This is a genomic window from Streptomyces sp. UNOB3_S3, assembly GCF_020740895.1.
Lineage (GTDB): Bacteria > Actinomycetota > Actinomycetes > Streptomycetales > Streptomycetaceae > Streptomyces.
In genome coordinates this window covers 1-17,605 of the sequence record NZ_JAILXP010000034.1, presented here as the reverse complement: position 1 = coordinate 17,605, position 17,605 = coordinate 1, and the positions used below count along the sequence as shown (strand labels likewise).

Here is a 17,605-nt window from a genome sequence, read left to right as displayed (position 1 = left end):
CGGGGCCCGCCCGTGGGGGCGGGGCCCGGCGCCTCGACGGTGACCGCTACTGGAAGTAGAACTCAGAGGCGCCGCCATCGGCCAGATAAAGCGAATCGCCGATGTAGTTCACGTTGTAACCGTTGTCGTACTTGCCGTCGGACCTGTAATGAATCAAAGAGTGCGCCTCGCCGAGGAAGACGAAGGTCTTGCCCGTAACGGAGATCCCCGAGGCCGATATCGCCCCTGAGACGTCGATGCCCTCCCCGAACTTCACCGTGTTGCCGCCACCGGTGCTGAGCTTGTAGGGAGACACCCAAGCGGAACCGACGTCCAGGTCCTTCTTGACCGAGGCGTTGCCGGAGACGGTGAGGTCTCCGTCCGCGTTCAGCGCCTTCATGTCGGTGGCCCCGCCGATGGAGGCATCGCCACTCACGGTGAGCTTCGCCCCCACCGTGACCGCGTCCTTCGCCGTGAGCGCACCGCCCGCGGTGAGGGCCCCGACAGTCGTGAGCTCCCCGACCGTCGTCGAGCCGTCGACAGTCACGGCACCGTCCACGTGCAGCGCCGTCAGCTCCGGGTCCGGCACTGTCACCGTCGTCGTCAGGCAGTGCGTGGCCTGGTTGACGGTGTACGTCAGGTAGAAGGTGGTGTCACGGGTGACCTTCCCGTCCCACTTCAGGTCGCGGATGATGTCCTGCTGCCCGGTGGCCGCCTTCGCGCCCGAGCCGTACGAGATCGTGTAGTCGATCGTCGTCGGGCCGCGCCACGTGAGGTGGACGTCGCCGCCCGATGCCGCCTCCGGCTTGTCCGCGCGGAAGTCGTTGACGATCTGTACCGGGATCTCCGGCGCCGGGAACTTCGTCAGCGCGCACATCGTGTAGCCCACGCTCGGCGGCCAGTTGCCCAGATCCTTCGTGGCCGTCTCGCGGATCTCGACCCGCGCCGTGCCCGGCTCCTTGCTGATGCTCAGGTTCTTGAGGGTGATGGTGATGCCGGAGCGGTCCACCTTCGCCTTCTCGTCCTGGTGGGTGGCGCGGAAGTGCTCGTAGTCACCCGCCGGCAGAGCCATGTCCAGGCCCGGCGTGCCCGGGTCGACCTGTTCCACGGTCCAGCCGGTGGCGCTGCCGTCGCCGTCCTTGTCGCCGTCCACCAGGCTCTGCGCGAGGTCGCCGTGCGGGAGGGAGAAGAATATCTCCCGGCAGTAGACGGACTCGGTGCCGCCGTTGGAGACGACGATGTGGAGCGTCGTGGGCGGGGCGCCTTCGGTCGCCGCGTACAGCGGGAACGGCTCGGTGATGACGGCGTAGTCCAGCAACGGCTTGCCGAGGGGGGCCGGATCGGTCACGGGCGGGGTTCCTTTCGGGGAAGAGGAGGTCACTGGGCGGCACCGCCGTCGAAGGGGTTGGTCAGGCGCAGGAAGCCGGTGCGGACGACCGGGCCGTCCTCGTCCAGGCGGGCGTGCTGGTCGGTCTGGACGATCGGCCGGTGCTCCCACTTGGCGGTGGTCTCCCCGTCGGGGACGACCAGTTCCGCCCAGTCCCACGCGCCCTGCGGGGACGCGGGGTACGGCAGGGCCAGCGGCTCGGGCGTGCCCGCCGGCGCCGTCGCCGGCAGCTTGCGGGCGGTGGTCAGGACGGGGCTCAGCCGCAGGGCCGGCTTCAGCGCCGCCATCGCGTTGCGCGTGAAGCGGGCCGGCAGGCGCAGGTCGGTGACGGGCAGCAGATCGGTCGTGGCGTGGACGGCGGCCTGGGGGTCGAGCAGCAGCGTCAGGTGGGTGTGTTCCTTGGAGTCGGCCGCCAGACGGGGCCAGTTCGCCTCGCCGATCTGGCTCACGTAGCCCGTGGGCGCGACCGTGTCCGGCGTGGCCACGGCGTGGAAGGCCGAGTAGTCGGTCTCGGTGAAGTAGCCGATCAGGCCGTCGCCCCGCTGTCCGGCGTTGCCGAGCCGGACCGGCCACCGGTAGGCCACGTGCCCGATCTGCTCGGGGACGTCCTGCCCGGTCGTCCCGTGCTCGTCCCACTCCAGCGGGGTGCGCCAGTCGAGCGCGTACTGCCAGCCCGGGTCGGCGACCGGCGGGCCGTCCAGTTCGAAGCCGAGGCGGGCGCGGACGAGGGCCAGGGGCCGGCCGAGCAGCGCGCCGAGCACCTCGTCGCCGTACGGGTTGCCCGGGTCGATGCCGGTCAGCGCCCGGTCGACGGTGGAGAGCAGGTCGGCGAAGGCGTCGGGCCCCTTGGCGACGAGCTCCCGCAGGCACGCGTACAGCTGCGGCCGCGCGGTGGCCAGGTCGTCGAGGGTACGGACGGACGAGTCCGGCAGCGCGTCCCAGCCGAGGACGGTGGTGACGCCGTCGGGCGAGGACGCGTCCGCGCGCAGCTTCAGGCGCAGCTCGCCCAGCGGGGTGCCGTCGGGGGCGTAGCAGAGCAGCGAGCGGTCCACGTAGCTGGGGATGATCCAGGCGCACACCGGGGTGGTGCCGGCCTCCAGGTCGACGAGCTTGTCGTCCTGCCGCTCGTCGACGAAGTCGAAGCGCAGCCGGGCGGGCTGGAGGAGGCGCGGCGGCAGCTGGACGAAACGTTCCTTCAGCACGTCCTCGGCGCGCTTCTCCCCGGGCAACAGGCTGTCGCCCACGACGGGGTGGAAGTATTCGGCGTCGCCGGGCAGCAGAACGTCCAGGGTCTGCCCGAACTCGTCGACGACGCTCAGTTCGACCATGGCGAACTGCCCGGCCCGGATCTGGGAGAACCCGGACGACTGCCAGCCCTCGAACGGCACCGGGAGCGGTCCCCTGTGCGGCAGGTGGCCCCGGGCGTCGCCGACGAGGTCGCCGATCGCGCCGGGCGGGCTGAGGTTGGGGGCCTTGTCGCGGCCGGCGAACCGGTCGGTGAGGCCGTCCAGCTTCTGCGAGAGCAGGTCGAGGTCCCCGGCCTGCCCGGCGGCCGCGGCGTCGGCGCCGTGGCGGTCGAGGCCGGCGCCCAGGGTCTGCTGGAGCAGGGGCACGAGGAAGCGCCGCCCGGTCACGTCGAGGGTGTGGTTCGTGTCGGCGTCGCCGCGCTGCCACTGGTAGCGGGTGCCGTCGAACTCCCAGTTCCCGTAGGGGACGTTCCAGTGCCTGACCTGCCACTGGTAGAGCAGCGGCTTCCACGGCTGCCGCCACTGCGGCAGCGCGTTCCCCCCGAGCTGGTCGAGGAACTCGCCCAGAAGCGCTGCCACAACGGGCGGCAGCCCGTCCACCTTGAGACCGGCGAAGGCGTCGGGCAGCTTGCCGCCCACAGGGACGCCGCCGGTGATCTGCCCGGGCAGCCGGACCGGGAGGGGGGCGTTCTTGCCGCCTGCCTTGCCACTCCCCTTGCCGCCCGAGCCGCCCGACAGCGCGGCGTGCGCCGCCGTGTGGCCCTTGGTCCCGGACAGCACCACCGACGGGTCGGTGACCTGCCAGAACGGGGGCAGGGCCTCCCGGCGCAGCTCACAGCCGGCGGGCCGGCCGGCCTCGTACGCGGTGACGGCGCGTTCCGCCTCCGCCAGCTCCATCTGCCGCTTGGCCACCTCGGCGGCGAGGCCCTGCGGGTTGGCCGGGTCGATCTCGGCGCGGAGCTGCTCGCGCGAGTACTGCCGCGCGATGAGGGGCAGCCCGTGGGTGAACCACAGCGCGTACAGGCGCTGCTGGAGGTAGGCGAGTTCGCGCGCCTTCTTGTCGTGGTCGTCCTGGAGACCGTTCAGCCCCGCCAGCCACTGCTCCTGCTCGGGAGCCGCCCCGGACCAGGTGACGGACTTCGGGTCGCCGGAGGCGTTGCCCTGCCCGCCGCTGTCGGCGAGCCGCCAGACGTAGCCGCCGGGCACCTGGCTGAACCAGCCCTTGTGGAGCTCCTGCGCGGTACGGATCTTGCCGTCCGGGCCGTCCAGGGTGTCGGTGAGGCCGCTGCTCAGCGCGTGCAGCAGGGCGTGGTCGGTGTGCGCGAGGGCGTTGCCGGAGTCCCCGGGCAGGGCGGCGTGGGCCAGGGCCGTCATGGCCGCGTGGGCCTCGTCCGCGCTGCTGCCGACCGCGATCGTGACGCTGCTCTTGTCCGGGCGGTCCGACGCGGGGATCCCGCCATTCCGGTCCCAGGCCAGGCCGGCGACCCGGCCGCAGTAGGTCGTGCTGCCGGGCTTCCAGCCGTCGGGCAGACCGCCGTCCACCGTCCAGCCGAGCCCGGCCAGCACGCCCGCCACCGTCGCGTCCTTCGGGGTGAGCAGGCGGCGCAGCTCCTCCTGCTCGGGATCCGAGTACCAGCCGACGACCTGGTAGTCGACGGCGTCGGCCTTGTCGATGCCGGTGAGCGGGTCGTGCAGGGAGAAGACGTTCTGGTGGTACGGCTGGTAGGCGTTGAAGGTCATCAGGCCCGGGCCGACCGCCGTCAGGAACAGTTCCTCGCGGGCCTTGTCGGAGCCGGCCGGCTCGTGCCACTCCGCGCCCGTCGGCCCGGTGTCGAGGGCCCTGCCCGCCTTCGTCGTCATGATCGTGGAGCGGTACGGCGTGACCGAGGGGTCCTTGATGTCCTGCTTGAACGGGTGCACGAAGCGGGACGTGCCGTTCTCCGGGTCCAGGTAGTCGCTCTCCACCACCCAGGCCGCCAGCTGCTCGGGCCGGTCCTTGACGTACCGGACCACCAGCCAGCGGTTCGGCACGAGCGGGAACTCGGTGCGCCCGCCCGCGGTGCGGGCCGCTCCCCTACGCAGCGCCTCGGGCAGCTCCCAGCGCACGTAGACGCCGTCGTACTGCTTGTACGGCGTGTCGTCCCCACTGCCCTGCAAGTCGTTCCACGTGTCCTCGTTGCCGAACGGTTCCGGCTCGGGGGTGCGGTTGTGGCGCAGCAGGTTGAAGTTGGGCTGCCAGCGGCGGAAGCCCTGGCCGTCCCGCTGGCGGAGCGTCTCGTTGACCACCAGGGCGTCCACGGTCACCGGGACGATGAGTGTGTCGTCTCGGTCAGCCATTGCGGTGGTCTCCTGTCGTGACGGGTGCGGTGGTGAAGGTGCGGCGCTGGGCGGCGTTGATCATCTGGATGGCGAACCGGGCGGGGCTGAGGGGCGGTTGCAGGCCGAGCGCCCCGGCGAGCCCGTTCGCGAGCTTTCCGATGCGGAGCACGGTGTCGGGGTTCCCCTCGCCCGGCTTGCGGACGTAGTCGTGCAGTCCGCTGCCGTCCGACGGGAACGCGACCCCCGTTTCCTGTCCGAGGGTCTCTTTGCTCACCGACCGCAGCCGGATCATGCCGTCGTCCAGGGGCGCGGCGGCAGAGCTGTCGTCCGGTTCGTCGATGCCGAAGTGGACGCCCTGCTGGGGCTCGGCGATCTCGACCCGGCCCGGTACGCCCTCGAAGAGGACGAGCAGCACGTCCTCGGCGAGCGCCTCCCGGCGCAGGACGCGCAGCGGGGTCTCGCCGTCCGTCTCGTGCGGATTGGCGTACGGGCGGATCTCCAGCGCCGGCCAGCCGCTGACCAGCCGGGACCGCAGCAGCAGGCCCGTGACCGGGGCGGTGGGCTCCGGCAGCGCGCCCAGGGGGCCGAAGAGCAGGTCGTCGCCGGTGAAGTCGAAGCGGTGGGCGAGACCGACGCTCAGGGCGCCTTCGACCAGGGTGGTCGTCCAGTCCGCGTCCGTGTGGAAGAAGCGCAGGCTCTCGGCCGGGAGCATACGGGCGTCGGGGACGAGGTGGGCGAAGGGGACGCCCGTGAGGTTCCGCAGCCGCAGCAGCCAGTCGCGTACGGCGGTGAAGTCCTCGTCCGGGCCTTCGGGCTTGCCGCTGCTGCCGGTGATGTCGCCGACGCCCTTGTCCAGCCGGTCGCGCAGGTCGGCGTCGGTGCGCAGCCGCTGGACGGTGATGTCGGCGAGGGCGGGCAGGGCGGCCGCCTCGGCCACGGGGGTGACCGCCGGCCGGGCCGCGTTCGCGGCGGCGGAGGCGACGACGGGCTGCCGGTGGAGCTCCTGGAGGTGGCCGACGAGCCCGTTGGCGGCCAGGTGCTCGATCCGGGCGCGGGCGGCCCCGGCGGGCGCCGGGTTCAGGGCCTGCTCGGCCGCCGTGCGCACCTTGCCGCGCAGCCGCAGCAGGGCCGCGGCGAACTGGTGGTCGGCGAGCGCCACGCCCCGGCCCGCCGTGAAGGCGGTGGCGAGGGAGACGTCGAAGACGCCGTACTGCTCCAGGTGGATCAGGGCCTCGGCCGCGCACCGGCGCCGGTCCCGGTCGGTCCGCTCCTTGACGGGCTCCGCGACGAACGGCCCCCGGTACCAGCCGAACGTCCCGCGCCCCGACTCCGTACGGCACGAGACGGGCAGGTACCCGTCGCGCAGCCGGTCGGCGACCTCCTGCTGTTCGGTGCCGGACAGCGGCAGGTCGCCCACCGGGACGCGCAGCAGGAGCTCGGCCCCGTCCTTGCCCTCGGTGTCGACGAAGTGCTCGGTGAGGGCGGCGAAGCCGGGGATGTGGTCGGCGAGGGTCTCGAAGGACCAGGACCACAGGGAGATCAGCCGCAGTCGCTCGTCCGGGCCGGTGTACGCCTCCTTGCTCTCGCTCCCGTCGGGCAGGCGGTCCAGCCAGCCCTCCAGGGACACCAGGTGGGCGACGTAGCGTCCGCCGGCCGGGCTGGGCAGACGATTGCCGGTGACGACGGCGTAGTCGCCGGTCTGGATGCTGTCCTCGGTGAGGGTGACGCCCTGGTGCTGCTTGTTGACGTGCCGGACGTGGGTGAGGAGGGGCAGTTCGTCCTGGGCGGGCGCGACGGCGTGGAAGACGGCGCGGGGCACGAGGACGGTGCGGCACACGCGCTTCAGGTCGTCGTCCGCGATCGGCTCAGTGCTCGTGTCGAAGGCGGGCAGGACGACGCCGTCCTCGTGGCCGGTGAGCTGGGCGACGGTGCGCTGGTCGTCCTGGCTCGGACCCAGGCAGTGCGGGTCGTCGGGCAGTTCACCCTCGCCGAAGACGAGGAGGGCGAGCCAGGGCAGGCGTTCGCCGCCGGTGCCGATGTGCTCCTCCCTCTCCCAGGGGAGCGTGGGCCGGTCGAGCGTGATGTGCGGCAGCACGTCGTCGTACAGGCCGGTGGCGCCGGGCGGCGGGTAGGCGCCGTGCACCCACTCGGGCTCCACGGCGAAGCGGGGCGCCCGTACGTCGATGTGCCGGGTGAGCGGATTGGCGTCGGTCGGCAGGTACTCCGGGGCGCCGGTGAGCGTCTGGTACGCCTTGAGCGTGTACTTGCCCGCCGTGATCTGCGGGACGAGCGAGTCGCGGAACTCGACGTTCAGCGAGGGATCGGGCTCGGGGGCGGGGTCGGAAAGGTGCTCGGGCCGGCTCACGCCGCACCGCCTTCCTTGGTTCGTGAGTTGTCGGCGGCCGGGACGGTGACGGCCAGCGCCAGCGGGTCGTCGGGGAGCGGGACCGTGTCGGGCAGCAGGACGGGCGGGTTGGCGGCCACGTCGACGACCCGGAGCTTCCGGTCCTTCGCCAGGGCCACGTAGAGCCGGTCGCCGGCGGTGGACACGGCGAGCGCGACGGGTTGAGGGCCGACCCAGACGGGCTCGCCCGCCTCCACGGGCTTGTCGCCCGAGACACCCGCGGCGCCCGAGGTGTCGAAGACCGAGACCGTGCCCGCGGTGGCGCTCGCCACGTACAGCCGGGTGCCGTCCGGGGAGGCGACCAGGGCGCTGGGGTCGGTGCCGGTGCGCAGCGTCGTGACCACGGCGGCGGAGTCACCGGTGGCGGCGGTGACGTCGACGACCGTGACGGTGGACCTGCCGGCGTTGAGCGCGTAGACCCAGCGGCCCTTGGGGTCGACGGCCAGGCGGGTCGGCGAGGGGCCGGCGGTCAGCCAGGCCAGCGGGGTGGGGTTGGCCACGCTGGAGACGTCGACCTTGACGACGGTCCCCTCGTCGGGCAGGGCGATGTACGCCAGTGGCTTCCCGTCCCGCGAGAGGGCGGCGGCCACCTCGGCGGGGATCGCCTGCCGCCAGTCCGGGGTGATCGTGCCGTACTCGTGAACCCTCTTCGCCGCTTCTCCGCTCAGGTCGAGGATCACCATCTGATTCGGCTGCGGGTAGGTGGCGTAGGCCCACTTGCCGTCGGGCGAGTACGCCGCTCCGCGCGCGTTCTGCGCCAGGGCGAAGGAACTCGCGTCCAGGGCGACCGCCTTGTCGGGCCGATCGGCCGAGGTGTCGAAGACGTCGATGTGCTCCGGGCGGCCGACCACGTACATCCGGCTGCCGTCCGGGCTGACGGCCATGTGCGTGGGGTCCTCGTGCTGAAGGGCGATGGGCGCGTACGGGGTCAGCCCCTGCGCGTCGACCGGGGTGACGGTCTTCCCGGCGCCCAGCACGTACAGCCGCTCGCTGACGGTCGGCTCGCCCGGGACCGTATCGGCGATCGGCGCCGTGACGTCGCCGGCCACCAGGGTGTCGTCGGCGGCCAGCCTGCCGTTGGTGCCCGGGCTGACGCCCAGGTAGCCCATCGCCGCGAACAGCCGGTCGCGGGACTGGTCGATCAGCGTGCCGGACATCGCGCCGGTGGCGCCGCCCATGTCACGGGGGCCACGGACCGGTTCGGCGAACAGCTCGACGGCGACGAGCGGGGCCTCGACAGGCGGGGCCTCGACGGGCGCGTGCAGCGGCAGCGTCCCGTCCGGCCTGCGGTCGTCGTGCGCCAGCACGCCCGCCTTGATCGGGCCCGGGGTGTCGCCCTCGGCGGGCGGCGGGAGGCGCAGGTCGACGCCCATGAGCTGGTCGCCCACCCGCTGCGGGCCGGTGGCGGAGAGGTCGCCCTCGTACGAGCCCCACAGCGCGGCGGGCAGACTCGCCCGGTTCTCGGCGGCCGGACCGGCGTACCAGGCGCCCAGGTCGGGCTGGTCCGTGCCGTTGTCCTTGGTCAAGGTGACGGTGAGGACCGAGTCCAGGCCCATGCCGTCCCCGCGCCGGGGACGGATGTCGACCTTGTGGCCGGTGACGGTCTTGGCGCCCTTGTCCGTACCGAGCCGCAGCTCGGAGACGGGCACGGCCGTCCGGACGGCGAAGGAGAACGCGCCGGGGCCCACGACCCACAGCTCCTCGCCCTGCGCGTCCTTGGCGCGCGTGGGCGACAGTCCCGCCGTGGGCATCAGCCGGACCGCGTCCGGCGGGGCGGGGAGCTGCTTGAGCACCTCGTCCCAGGTGGCCGCGCGGCCGTCCTTGGCGCTGCCGTCGCCGAAGGAGATGGTGAAGGAGATGAACCAGAGGTGGACGGTGACCTCGCCGGCCGTCGGCGGCCCCCACAGCCGCAGCGACGCCCCGACCTCCACGCTGATCGTCTCGCGCACCAGCCACAGGTCGAGGACGAAGCTGACCCCGATGCTCACCTCGATGCCGACGTCGAAGTGGAACGGAGCCCACTCGATCAGCATGTTGGCGCCGGCCTTCAGCCAGGCGTGGAGGTCGCCGGAGCGGAAGTTCACGTCCAGCTCGCCACCGGCCATGACGGCGCCCGGGGTGAGGGCGAAGTACGAGCCGCCGCTGATCGTCAGCTCGGAGGTGACGGGCCAGTTGAAGCCCAGCCTCGGCACCGTCGGGTAGTGCGCGGGGACGGGGAAGTCCGGGTGGTAGCCGCCGAGCGTGAGGACGAAGTCGCCCGCGTGCGCGTCGTCGAACCACGTGTACAGCGCGAAGCCGCCGGTCAGGACGCACGCCTCGTCGATGAGGAAGGAGCCCGGCGCGAGCTGCGCGGCGATCTTCAGGGTGCGCTCGCTCTGGCGGTACTGGGCGGAGATCCCCAGCCGGGCCCGCGCGTACGCCTTCAGGTCCACGTCCTTGGGGAAGCGCGCCTCCGCCGTGCCCAGAACGGCGACGGCGAAGTCGTCGCCGACCTCCAGGACGAGCAGGGCCTGCCCCTCCAGGAACTCGAAGACCTTGAAGCCCAGTCCGGCCGCGAACCACAGCTGTCCCGGCCGGGGCCGCACCCAGGCGTCGTCGCCACTGCCCATGAGCGTCTCCAGGACGGCCATGGGGTCGGAGTCGGCGCTCGGCTCGGGGGCGGTCATGTCCTTGAGGAACGGGAACTGGAGGACCTCGTCGCCCTCGGGGAGCCGCAGATCGGTGTTGAAGCCGAATCCGGCCATGATCTCGGTGATCTGGACGGGCGGCGGGCCGCCGAACTCCCCCGTCACCTTGCCGAACAGGAACATGGACGGCTCGCCGTCCTTCTTGTCCCGCGCGTACGCGCCGAGGGCGGTGATCCCGAACTTCTCGGCGGAGACGGCCAGTACGCCCTCGACCAGCGGGTCGTAGGTGGGGTCGTCGGGCTTGTAGACCAGCCCGCCCGCGATCGCGAGCGGCGGGCGGGAGTAGGCGACGCTGATGCCGTCGAGCCGGACGTGCAGGCTGCCGTCCTTGAGGGATACGCCCACGCCGAGCCCCTCGACGCCGAGTTCGAGCCCGGCCATGCCGAGGGACGCGTCGAAGAGCACCCAGACGGTCTCGCCCGCGAGTCCGGCGCCGATCCGGCGCAGGCGCAGGGGGCCGACGGAACGCTGGACGTCGGCCCAGGCGACCAGGGGCAGGCCGGCGGCTGCCGGGGTCGCCGGGCCACGGTCCTCGACAGGGCTGCCGTCCTCACGGATCAGCCGGGGCGTCTGGGGCTGCTGAGGCGCCTGCGGCGAGGGAGGAGTCTTGGTACCGCCCGTGCCGCCGCGCACCACGAGCGAGGTGGTCCCGGAACGTCCGGGCAGCTGGAGGTCGACGAGGAAGGCCAGGCCCTTGACCAGCCCGTCGGCGGGCAGGGCGGGCAGCGTGCCGTCGCCGCTCGCGGACAGCGCCTTGTTGAGCTCGCCGATCCGGTCGGCGGTCAGGTCCTGGGAGGCGATGAGCACCCCCAGGCCGCGCAGGCCGGCGTCCTGCCCGTCGGGTATCTGCCCGTGCAGCAGCGGCACCTGCGAGAGCATGGCCTCCAGCGCCACCCCGACGCGGACGGCCCAGGCCCGGGGCTCGGTGGCGACCGGCTTGTCCGACACGACGACCAGCGAGTCAGCGCCCTTGTCCTGGTCGCCTCCCGCGGCGAGCACGATGGCCTTGCGGGCGGCGGAGTAGCCGAAGACGAGCTTGTTGACGCTGCCGAGCCGGTCCAGGACGTCGGCGGCCGCGTCGTCCTTCACGCCCAGCAGGGCGGCCAGGCCGGCGAGGGTGACGTCCTCGCTGTCCTCCCAGGTGGCGGAGAAGTCCGCGTGCTGCGCGTCCTCGACGGTGAAGGTCAGGACGCGGGGGTCGGTGCCCTCGGGGGCGGGCAGGGTCAGCGACAGATACGCCGTGTACTCCTGGTCGTATCCGGCCTCTCCCTCCCCCGTCCGCTTGGTCAGGGTCGCCTGGACGCCGAAGTCCGCGGTGACGTCCCCCAGCGGGACGGCGGCGTCGACCTCGACCCGGAACCCGGAGGTCGCGCCCCGGTCGTACCCCAGCACCAGGCGTTCGAGCTCGATGCCCTTGAGCACGGGCGGCGGCGTGACGCCGAACAGGCCGAAGAAGGCCTCGGCGATGTGGAGTTGCTTGCCCTCCTCGGGCTCGATCACGAAGTCGTAACTCGTGCGGTCCGCTTCGAAATCGGCCGAGCAGGTGAGGGTGAGCGCGTCGCCGTCCGATAACTCGATGTCCGCCTGGGCGTAGAGCTTGCGGACGGCGGCGCCGTCGAGCATGCGGATCTCGTAGACGAGCAGGGGATCGTGCAGACCGATGTCGGTCAGCGCCCCGAGAAGGGGGTTTCCGCTCAGCGACAGGGCGATCTGGACGCCGATGACGTCGTCGCCGTCAGCGGGTTTGTCGTTCTCGGCGAAGAACCACAGCGATACCGTCGGTGTTGCCGGGGAAATCGTGCCGCTGAGCCGCAGGTTCGCGGGGTCCGTTTCGGTTACCGTGAGCTCGGCGCTCACGGTGAACCATTTCTCCAGGGCGCCGATGTTGACCGCGTCCTTGAGATCCCCCAACGCATCGGGGAGGCCGTCCGGAAGAGCCAGCCCCGATTTCTCGGTGAGTTGGGAGAGCCAATCCTTGAGCTCGCCGACGGTCATCGCCACAACGCATTCCCTCCGACCGTTCTGGCCGCGCTGGGCACGGGCCGCCATGGGTGTCGAAACACAAAATCCGGCGGGACGTTAGCAGCGCCTGGATCATGGTCGGCGATGTTCGAGCCAGTCATGCTGTCCGCTGTTTTGTCGCGATGTACCGCGCTTTGTGGCCACTCTCCGGCGAAAACCAGCCATGACCCGCCCTTTCCCATGAGCATGACAGTCCGAAAACGCTCCTGCGGCGGCCCGTCCGAAAAAAGCCGACGTCCGCCCGCGCGCGCGTACTGTGCCACCCTGCCGGACCAGTCGACGATTCCAGGACGAGGCGCATGCCCGACACGAAGCTCAGAAAGCCCCAGGCCCCGGACCGCACCAACAATCTCCCGCACGGCGGCAAACGGACGGACACCTGCCTGCGCTGCAAAAAGCCGCGGAGCAAGGGTCATGGCGTACCGGAAGTCACCGAGAGCGAGGAGCTGCGAAGGGCCATCGGCCTGATACAGACGACTCTCCGCGCGGACACGTCGGAGCGCATCAGGACCGGCGCTTTTATGATCGGAGTGCTTCAGGCGGAGATACGCGGTCGCACATACCGTCTCGTCGCCTCCAGCGGCCGCGAAGCCAATCCGTGGATCACGGCCGACCACCTGAGGAGCGCCGGTCTCAAGGGCTGGACGATCGTCAATCCCACTGTCCCCGACGGCCGGGAGAACTGGAAAAATCTCAGGGGCGACAGAATCGACTTCCCCACATCGATAAAGGGCGTCACCAGCCCGTGCGCGGCCATGAAACTCCTGCTCGGACTCGCCGATGCGATTCCGTCGGACCCCCGCCGGGACGGCGTGGGCAAGGTGGTCGTCGTCGAGGAGTACTTCAAGGGAAAGAACTACGTCCCGAAGGACCCGAAGAAGGAAAGCCCGCAGTGGCGCGGCGAGGGCGAGATCTGCTCGTGGACGGCCCACTCCTGCGGCCCGTGCGAGGAGCGCATCCCCTATCTGATCTGCAACGCCCCCGCCAACGCCATCCCCGACTGAGCCGTCCCGGAGCCCCTCTCCGGAATGGCCGACATACGACCCCGACGCCTTCTGTTCGACATCGCCCCTCATCGCTGATCGTTGACCTTACGACGGAAGCGCGAGGGGAGAAGCCCGGATGCCGATCAGCCGCAGACTCCTCCTGGCCGGGGGCGCCGGCCTGGGGATGGCCGCCGCGCTGCCCGCCTGCGGCTCCAACACCGGCCGCGGAGCCGAAGGTTCCCGCACCCGGCTGACGCAGTGGTACCACCAGTACGGCGAGGTGGGCACCCGCCAGGCCGTCGGCCGGTACGCGGCCGCGTATCCGGGCGCCGACGTCCACGTCGAGTGGCGGCCCGGCAATTACGACCAGCAGACCGCGGCCGCCCTGCTCACCGACTCCGGGCCGGACGTCTTCGAGACCACCGGGCCCACCCTGGACCAGATCCGGGGCGGCCAGGTCGCCGACGTCACCGACCTGATCAAGAACGTTCAGGACGACTTCCTCCCCGCCGTCCTCGCCCCCCGCACCCACGACGGCCGCGTCTGGGGGGTCCCCCAGGTCGTCGACACCCAACTGCTCTACTACCGCAAGAGCCTCCTCGCCGCCGCCGGCGTGAGCCCGCCCCGCACCCTCGACGAACTCATCGACGCCGCCGCCCGGCTCACCGACCGGAAGACGAGGACCAAAGGCCTCTTCCTCGGCAACGACGGCGGCGCCGGCGTCCTCGCAGGCACCCCGCTGTACGCCGCCGGGCTGTCCCTCGTCACCCCGGACGGCAAGCCCGGCTTCGACGACCCGGCCGCCGCCCGCACCCTCGGCAAGCTCCACAAGCTCTACGCCACCAAGTCGCTGCTGCTGGGCGCGCCCACCGACTGGTCCGACCCGTCCGCGTTCGTCCAGGGGCTCACCGCCATGCAGTGGTCCGGGCTGTGGGCGCTGCCACGGATCAGGAAGGAGCTCGGCGACGACTTCGGGGTGCTGCCCTTCCCACCGGACGGGCCCGCCGGCCGGCCCGCCGTGCCCGTCGGGGCGTACGCGGCCGCCGTGAACACGCGCACCCGGCACCGGGACGCGGCGAAGGCCTTCGTCCGGTGGCTGTGGGTGGAACGGGCCGACCACCAGCTGGACTTCTCGTTCTCCTACGGCTTCCACATCCCCGCCCGTGCCTCCCTCGCCGCGAAGGCGGACAGGCTCGCCTCCGGCCCGGCGGCGGAGGTGGTGCGGTTCACCAAGGAGCACGGCCACGCGCAGCCCCTGCTGTGGACGCCCGCGAGCCAGGTCGCCTACCAGGACGCGCTGCACCGGATCATCCAGGAGGGAGCCGACCCGGCCGGCCGGCTGAGGGCGGCGGTCCGCAGGACCGAGGCCGAGCTCGCGCGCGTACGGAAGAAGGCCTGAGATGCGGCAGATACGGCAGCGCCACAACCGCGCGCTCTGGTTCTGGGTGTTCGTCGGCCCGTTCGCGGCCGGGCTCACGCTCTTCACCTACGTACCGCTGCTGTGGAGCGTCCGGCTCAGCTTCTTCGACGCCCACAACACCGTCTCCCCCACCGACTTCGTGGGCCTGGACAACTACGCGACGGTGCTGGGCGACCCGGCCTTCCGCTCCTCCCTCCTGACCTTCGCGCTCTTCACCGCCTTCATCGTCCCGGCCACCTACGCGCTCTCGCTCGGCCTGGCCCTGGCCGTGAACCGGCTGCGCGTCGCCCAGGCGTTCTTCCGGTCGGTGTTCTTCCTGCCCACCGCCTGCTCGTACGTCGTCGCCGCGCTGGTGTGGAAGCTGTCGGTGTTCAACGGCGTGCGCTTCGGGCTGGCCAACACCGTCCTCGGCTGGTTCGGCGCCGACCCCGTGGCCTGGCTGGCGACTCCCGACCCGCCCTGGTACTGGCTGGTCGTCGTCACCGTCCGGCTCTGGCTCCAGACCGGCTTCTACATGGTGCTGTTCCTGGCCGGGCTCCAGCGGATCCCGGTCCGGCTCTACGAGGCGGCAGCGCTCGACGGCGCCCGGCCCGGCTGGCAGACCTTCCGCCACATCACCTTCCCGGCGCTGCGCGCGACGTCCGTGGCCGTGGTCCTGCTGCTGGTGATCAACTCCTTCCAGGCGTTCGACGAGTTCTACAACCTGCTCTCCGACGCGCGCGGCTATCCGCCCTACGCCCGCCCGCCGCTGGTCCACCTCTACTACCTCGCCCTCGGCCAGGGTCAGGACCTGGGCCTGGGCAGCGCGGGAGCGGTGGTCCTGGCGCTGGTCATCGCCGTCGTCACGATCGTGCAGGCCCGCTGGGCGGGGCTGGGCCGCACGGAGGAGGCATAGCCGTGCACGACGCCCTCGTCCGCGCGGGGCGCGCGCTGCGCCTGGCGCTGCTGACCGCGCTCGCCGCGCTGTTCCTGCTGCCGTTCTATCTGCTCGTACGGAACGGGCTGGCCTCCGAGGCGGAGATCACCGCGCCCGGCTGGACGCTGTTCCCCCGCGATCCGCGCTGGTCGAACATACGGGAGCTGTTCACCGACCCGGACGTGCCGATGGCGCACTCCCTGCTGAACTCGGCGCTGATCGCGGTGGCGACGACGGCCGGCACCCTGCTGCTCGCCTCCCTCGCGGGCTACGGGCTGGCCCGGATCCCCTACCGGCACGCGAACGCCGTCTTCTACGCGATCATGGGCACCCTGATGGTGCCGGCGGCGGTCACGTTCGTGCCGTCGTTCGTGCTGGTGTCCTCGCTGGGGTGGGTGTCCTCGCTGCGCGGGCTGATCGTGCCGACGCTCTTCAGCGCGTTCGCGTGCTTCGTCTTCCGGCAGTACTTCCTGGGCTTCCCCCGGGAGCTGGAGGACGCCGCGCAGGTCGACGGGCTGGGGTACTGGCGCACGTACTGGCGCGTCGTCGTGCCCAACTCCCTGCCGGTGTTCGCGGCGGTCGGCACGATCGTGTTCATCGGCGCGTGGAACTCCTTCCTGTGGCCGCTGGTCATCGGCCAGGGGCGGAGCTCATGGACCGTGCAGGTGGCCCTGTCGACCTTCACCACCGCCCAGACCGTCACCATCCACGAGCTGTTCGTGGCGGCCGCGGTCTCGATCCTGCCGCTGCTGCTGGTCTTCCTCTTCCTCCAGCGCTACATCGTGGCGGGAGTCGAGCGGTCGGGGATCGACGACTGAGGAAGCGACGATTGAGGGAGCGACGACTGGGCCCGGTTGCGGCCCGGCCCGCGGTGGCCGCCACGCAGCAGCGCGGCGCCGAGCGGGGTGAGGGTGTGCATCACCGCGCTGCCGTGCCGCAGGGTCAGCACCAGCCCGGCCTCGCGCAGGACGCCCGCGTGCTGGCTGGCCGAGGCCGCCGACACGCCCACCCTGCGGGCCAGTTCGCTGGTCGTGCAGCCGCCGCCTATGGAGCCGAGCACCGCCGAGCGGGTGTGGCCGACCAGCTTGCCCAGCGAGCGCGGGGCCTCGGGGACGACGGGCGCCGTCTCCGACATCGTCCGGGCCGGGTAGACCAGCACGGGTGTGAGCTCGGTGTTCTGGAGCGTCACCGGGGTGCGGCGGCAGAAGAACGAGGGCAGGAGCACCAGGCCGCGCCCGTTCAGGTACAGATCGCGGTCGACGGGGTAGTCGACCTCCAGCACGGGCGCCTGCCAGCGCATCGTCGGCGGCAGCGAGGACAGCAGCGCGTCCGCTCCGCCGTCGAGCAGCGCCCGGCCGCGCACGGCGCGGTCCGCCTCGATCTGGGCCTGGATGTGTGCCCAGTACGGGGCGATGGCGGCCTGGTGGTAGGCGTGGAGGGCGCCGATCAGCTTCCCGAACGCCCGGGAGTCCCCCTCGGCCAGCGATCGTATCCAAGCCGGCAGGGTGCGGACGGTGGACAGTCGGCCGAGTTCGTCGTGCACCCGGTCGGCGGGGGTGGCCCGCAGCGCTTCCATGCCGGAGTCGAGTCCGAGTAACCCTTCGGGCGGTGTGAGGAAGTCCGGGAAATATCCCCGGGGCGGAACCAGCGGCGCCAGCAGCCGCGTTTCACCATTCAACCGAGCACGGGTTTCCGAGCGCCAATCGCCGAAGATCGACTCGCCTTGTTTGTCCCGCAGCCGGTGCAGGCTCAATACGGTTTCCCAGAGCACGTCCGGGTCGCCGGCCAGGCGCAACCGGGCCAGATCGAGTCCAGTGAAATGGACACGCAGCACCAAACCCCCACATGAGACATCCGTCACCACCCCCCGCTCACTGAGTATGCACACCGATACGAGCTGTTACCACGCCCTTTTGGCCACAGTTGAAAGGACTCGCGGCGAACATCGCAGAAGCGAAATGCTATTCACGCACTCAGGGCCGCCCCGCTCGTTCCCGTGGGGGGTGGCGAGCGAAAAAGCGGCCGCTGAGTACGCGAGTTGCCGCCCGAGCCGATGCGGGCGGCAACAACTCCCGGTGGGGGAGTAAAGAGGGGCGGCGCTCCCGCACGGGCGCCGCCCCTTCGCCATGTCCCGGGCCTGACGGCCCCGTTACGCCGGGGTTACGGCGTTTGTGGGCAGGCGTTCCGCAGGGCTGGGGGCACCTCCCAGCGGTAGCCGGGGGAGGGTGGGCACAAACC

Annotated in this window: 9 protein-coding genes; 4 read left to right on the top strand and 5 right to left on the bottom strand. The window is 71.7% G+C overall.

The window, feature by feature from the left end; genetic code table 11:
* Positions 1 to 46: 46 nt before the first annotated feature.
* Genes K6I33_RS06195 through K6I33_RS06180 form a run of 4 tightly spaced genes read right to left on the bottom strand, consistent with a single transcriptional unit; the run spans position 47 to position 12,018 of the window.
* On the bottom strand, positions 47 to 1,327 hold the full coding sequence (locus K6I33_RS06195) for a hypothetical protein (protein WP_229348659.1): 1,281 nt from the start codon (positions 1,325 to 1,327) through the stop codon (positions 47 to 49).
* A 29-nt stretch (positions 1,328 to 1,356) separates the two neighbouring features.
* Entirely contained in the window at positions 1,357 to 4,950 is a 3,594-nt protein-coding gene (locus tag K6I33_RS06190; protein WP_229348658.1) for a hypothetical protein, read from the bottom strand.
* Positions 4,943 to 7,297, bottom strand: a complete 2,355-nt coding sequence (locus tag K6I33_RS06185; RefSeq protein ID WP_229348657.1) for a hypothetical protein — start codon at positions 7,295 to 7,297, stop codon at positions 4,943 to 4,945. Before K6I33_RS06185 ends, K6I33_RS06190 begins: the two co-directional genes overlap by 8 nt.
* Positions 7,294 to 12,018, bottom strand: a complete 4,725-nt coding sequence (locus tag K6I33_RS06180; RefSeq protein ID WP_229348670.1) for a YncE family protein — start codon at positions 12,016 to 12,018, stop codon at positions 7,294 to 7,296. The genes K6I33_RS06185 and K6I33_RS06180 overlap by 4 nt, the downstream gene beginning before the upstream one ends.
* Positions 12,019 to 12,344: 326 nt before the next feature.
* On the opposite strand from K6I33_RS06180, the gene K6I33_RS06175 reads away from it, so the two are divergent.
* The 4 genes from K6I33_RS06175 to K6I33_RS06160 all read left to right on the top strand — a co-directional run bounded on the left by K6I33_RS06175 (position 12,345) and on the right by K6I33_RS06160 (position 16,185).
* Positions 12,345 to 13,049, top strand: coding sequence for a hypothetical protein (locus K6I33_RS06175; protein ID WP_229348656.1), 705 nt, complete (start codon positions 12,345 to 12,347; stop codon positions 13,047 to 13,049).
* A gap of 118 nt (positions 13,050 to 13,167) precedes the next feature.
* Positions 13,168 to 14,430 (top strand): ABC transporter substrate-binding protein, encoded by a 1,263-nt coding sequence (locus K6I33_RS06170; RefSeq protein ID WP_229348655.1) that lies wholly within the window; start codon positions 13,168 to 13,170, stop codon positions 14,428 to 14,430.
* A gap of 1 nt (position 14,431) precedes the next feature.
* Positions 14,432 to 15,346, top strand: a complete 915-nt coding sequence (locus K6I33_RS06165) for a carbohydrate ABC transporter permease (protein WP_229348654.1) — start codon at positions 14,432 to 14,434, stop codon at positions 15,344 to 15,346.
* A 2-nt stretch (positions 15,347 to 15,348) separates the two neighbouring features.
* Entirely contained in the window at positions 15,349 to 16,185 is an 837-nt protein-coding gene (locus tag K6I33_RS06160; RefSeq protein ID WP_229348653.1) for a carbohydrate ABC transporter permease, read from the top strand.
* Here the strand turns inward: K6I33_RS06160 and K6I33_RS06155 are convergent.
* Positions 16,143 to 17,201 (bottom strand): helix-turn-helix transcriptional regulator, encoded by a 1,059-nt coding sequence (locus K6I33_RS06155; protein WP_229348652.1) that lies wholly within the window; start codon positions 17,199 to 17,201, stop codon positions 16,143 to 16,145. The two genes, K6I33_RS06160 and K6I33_RS06155, sit on opposite strands and share 43 nt — an antisense overlap.
* Positions 17,202 to 17,605 lie beyond the last annotated feature (404 nt).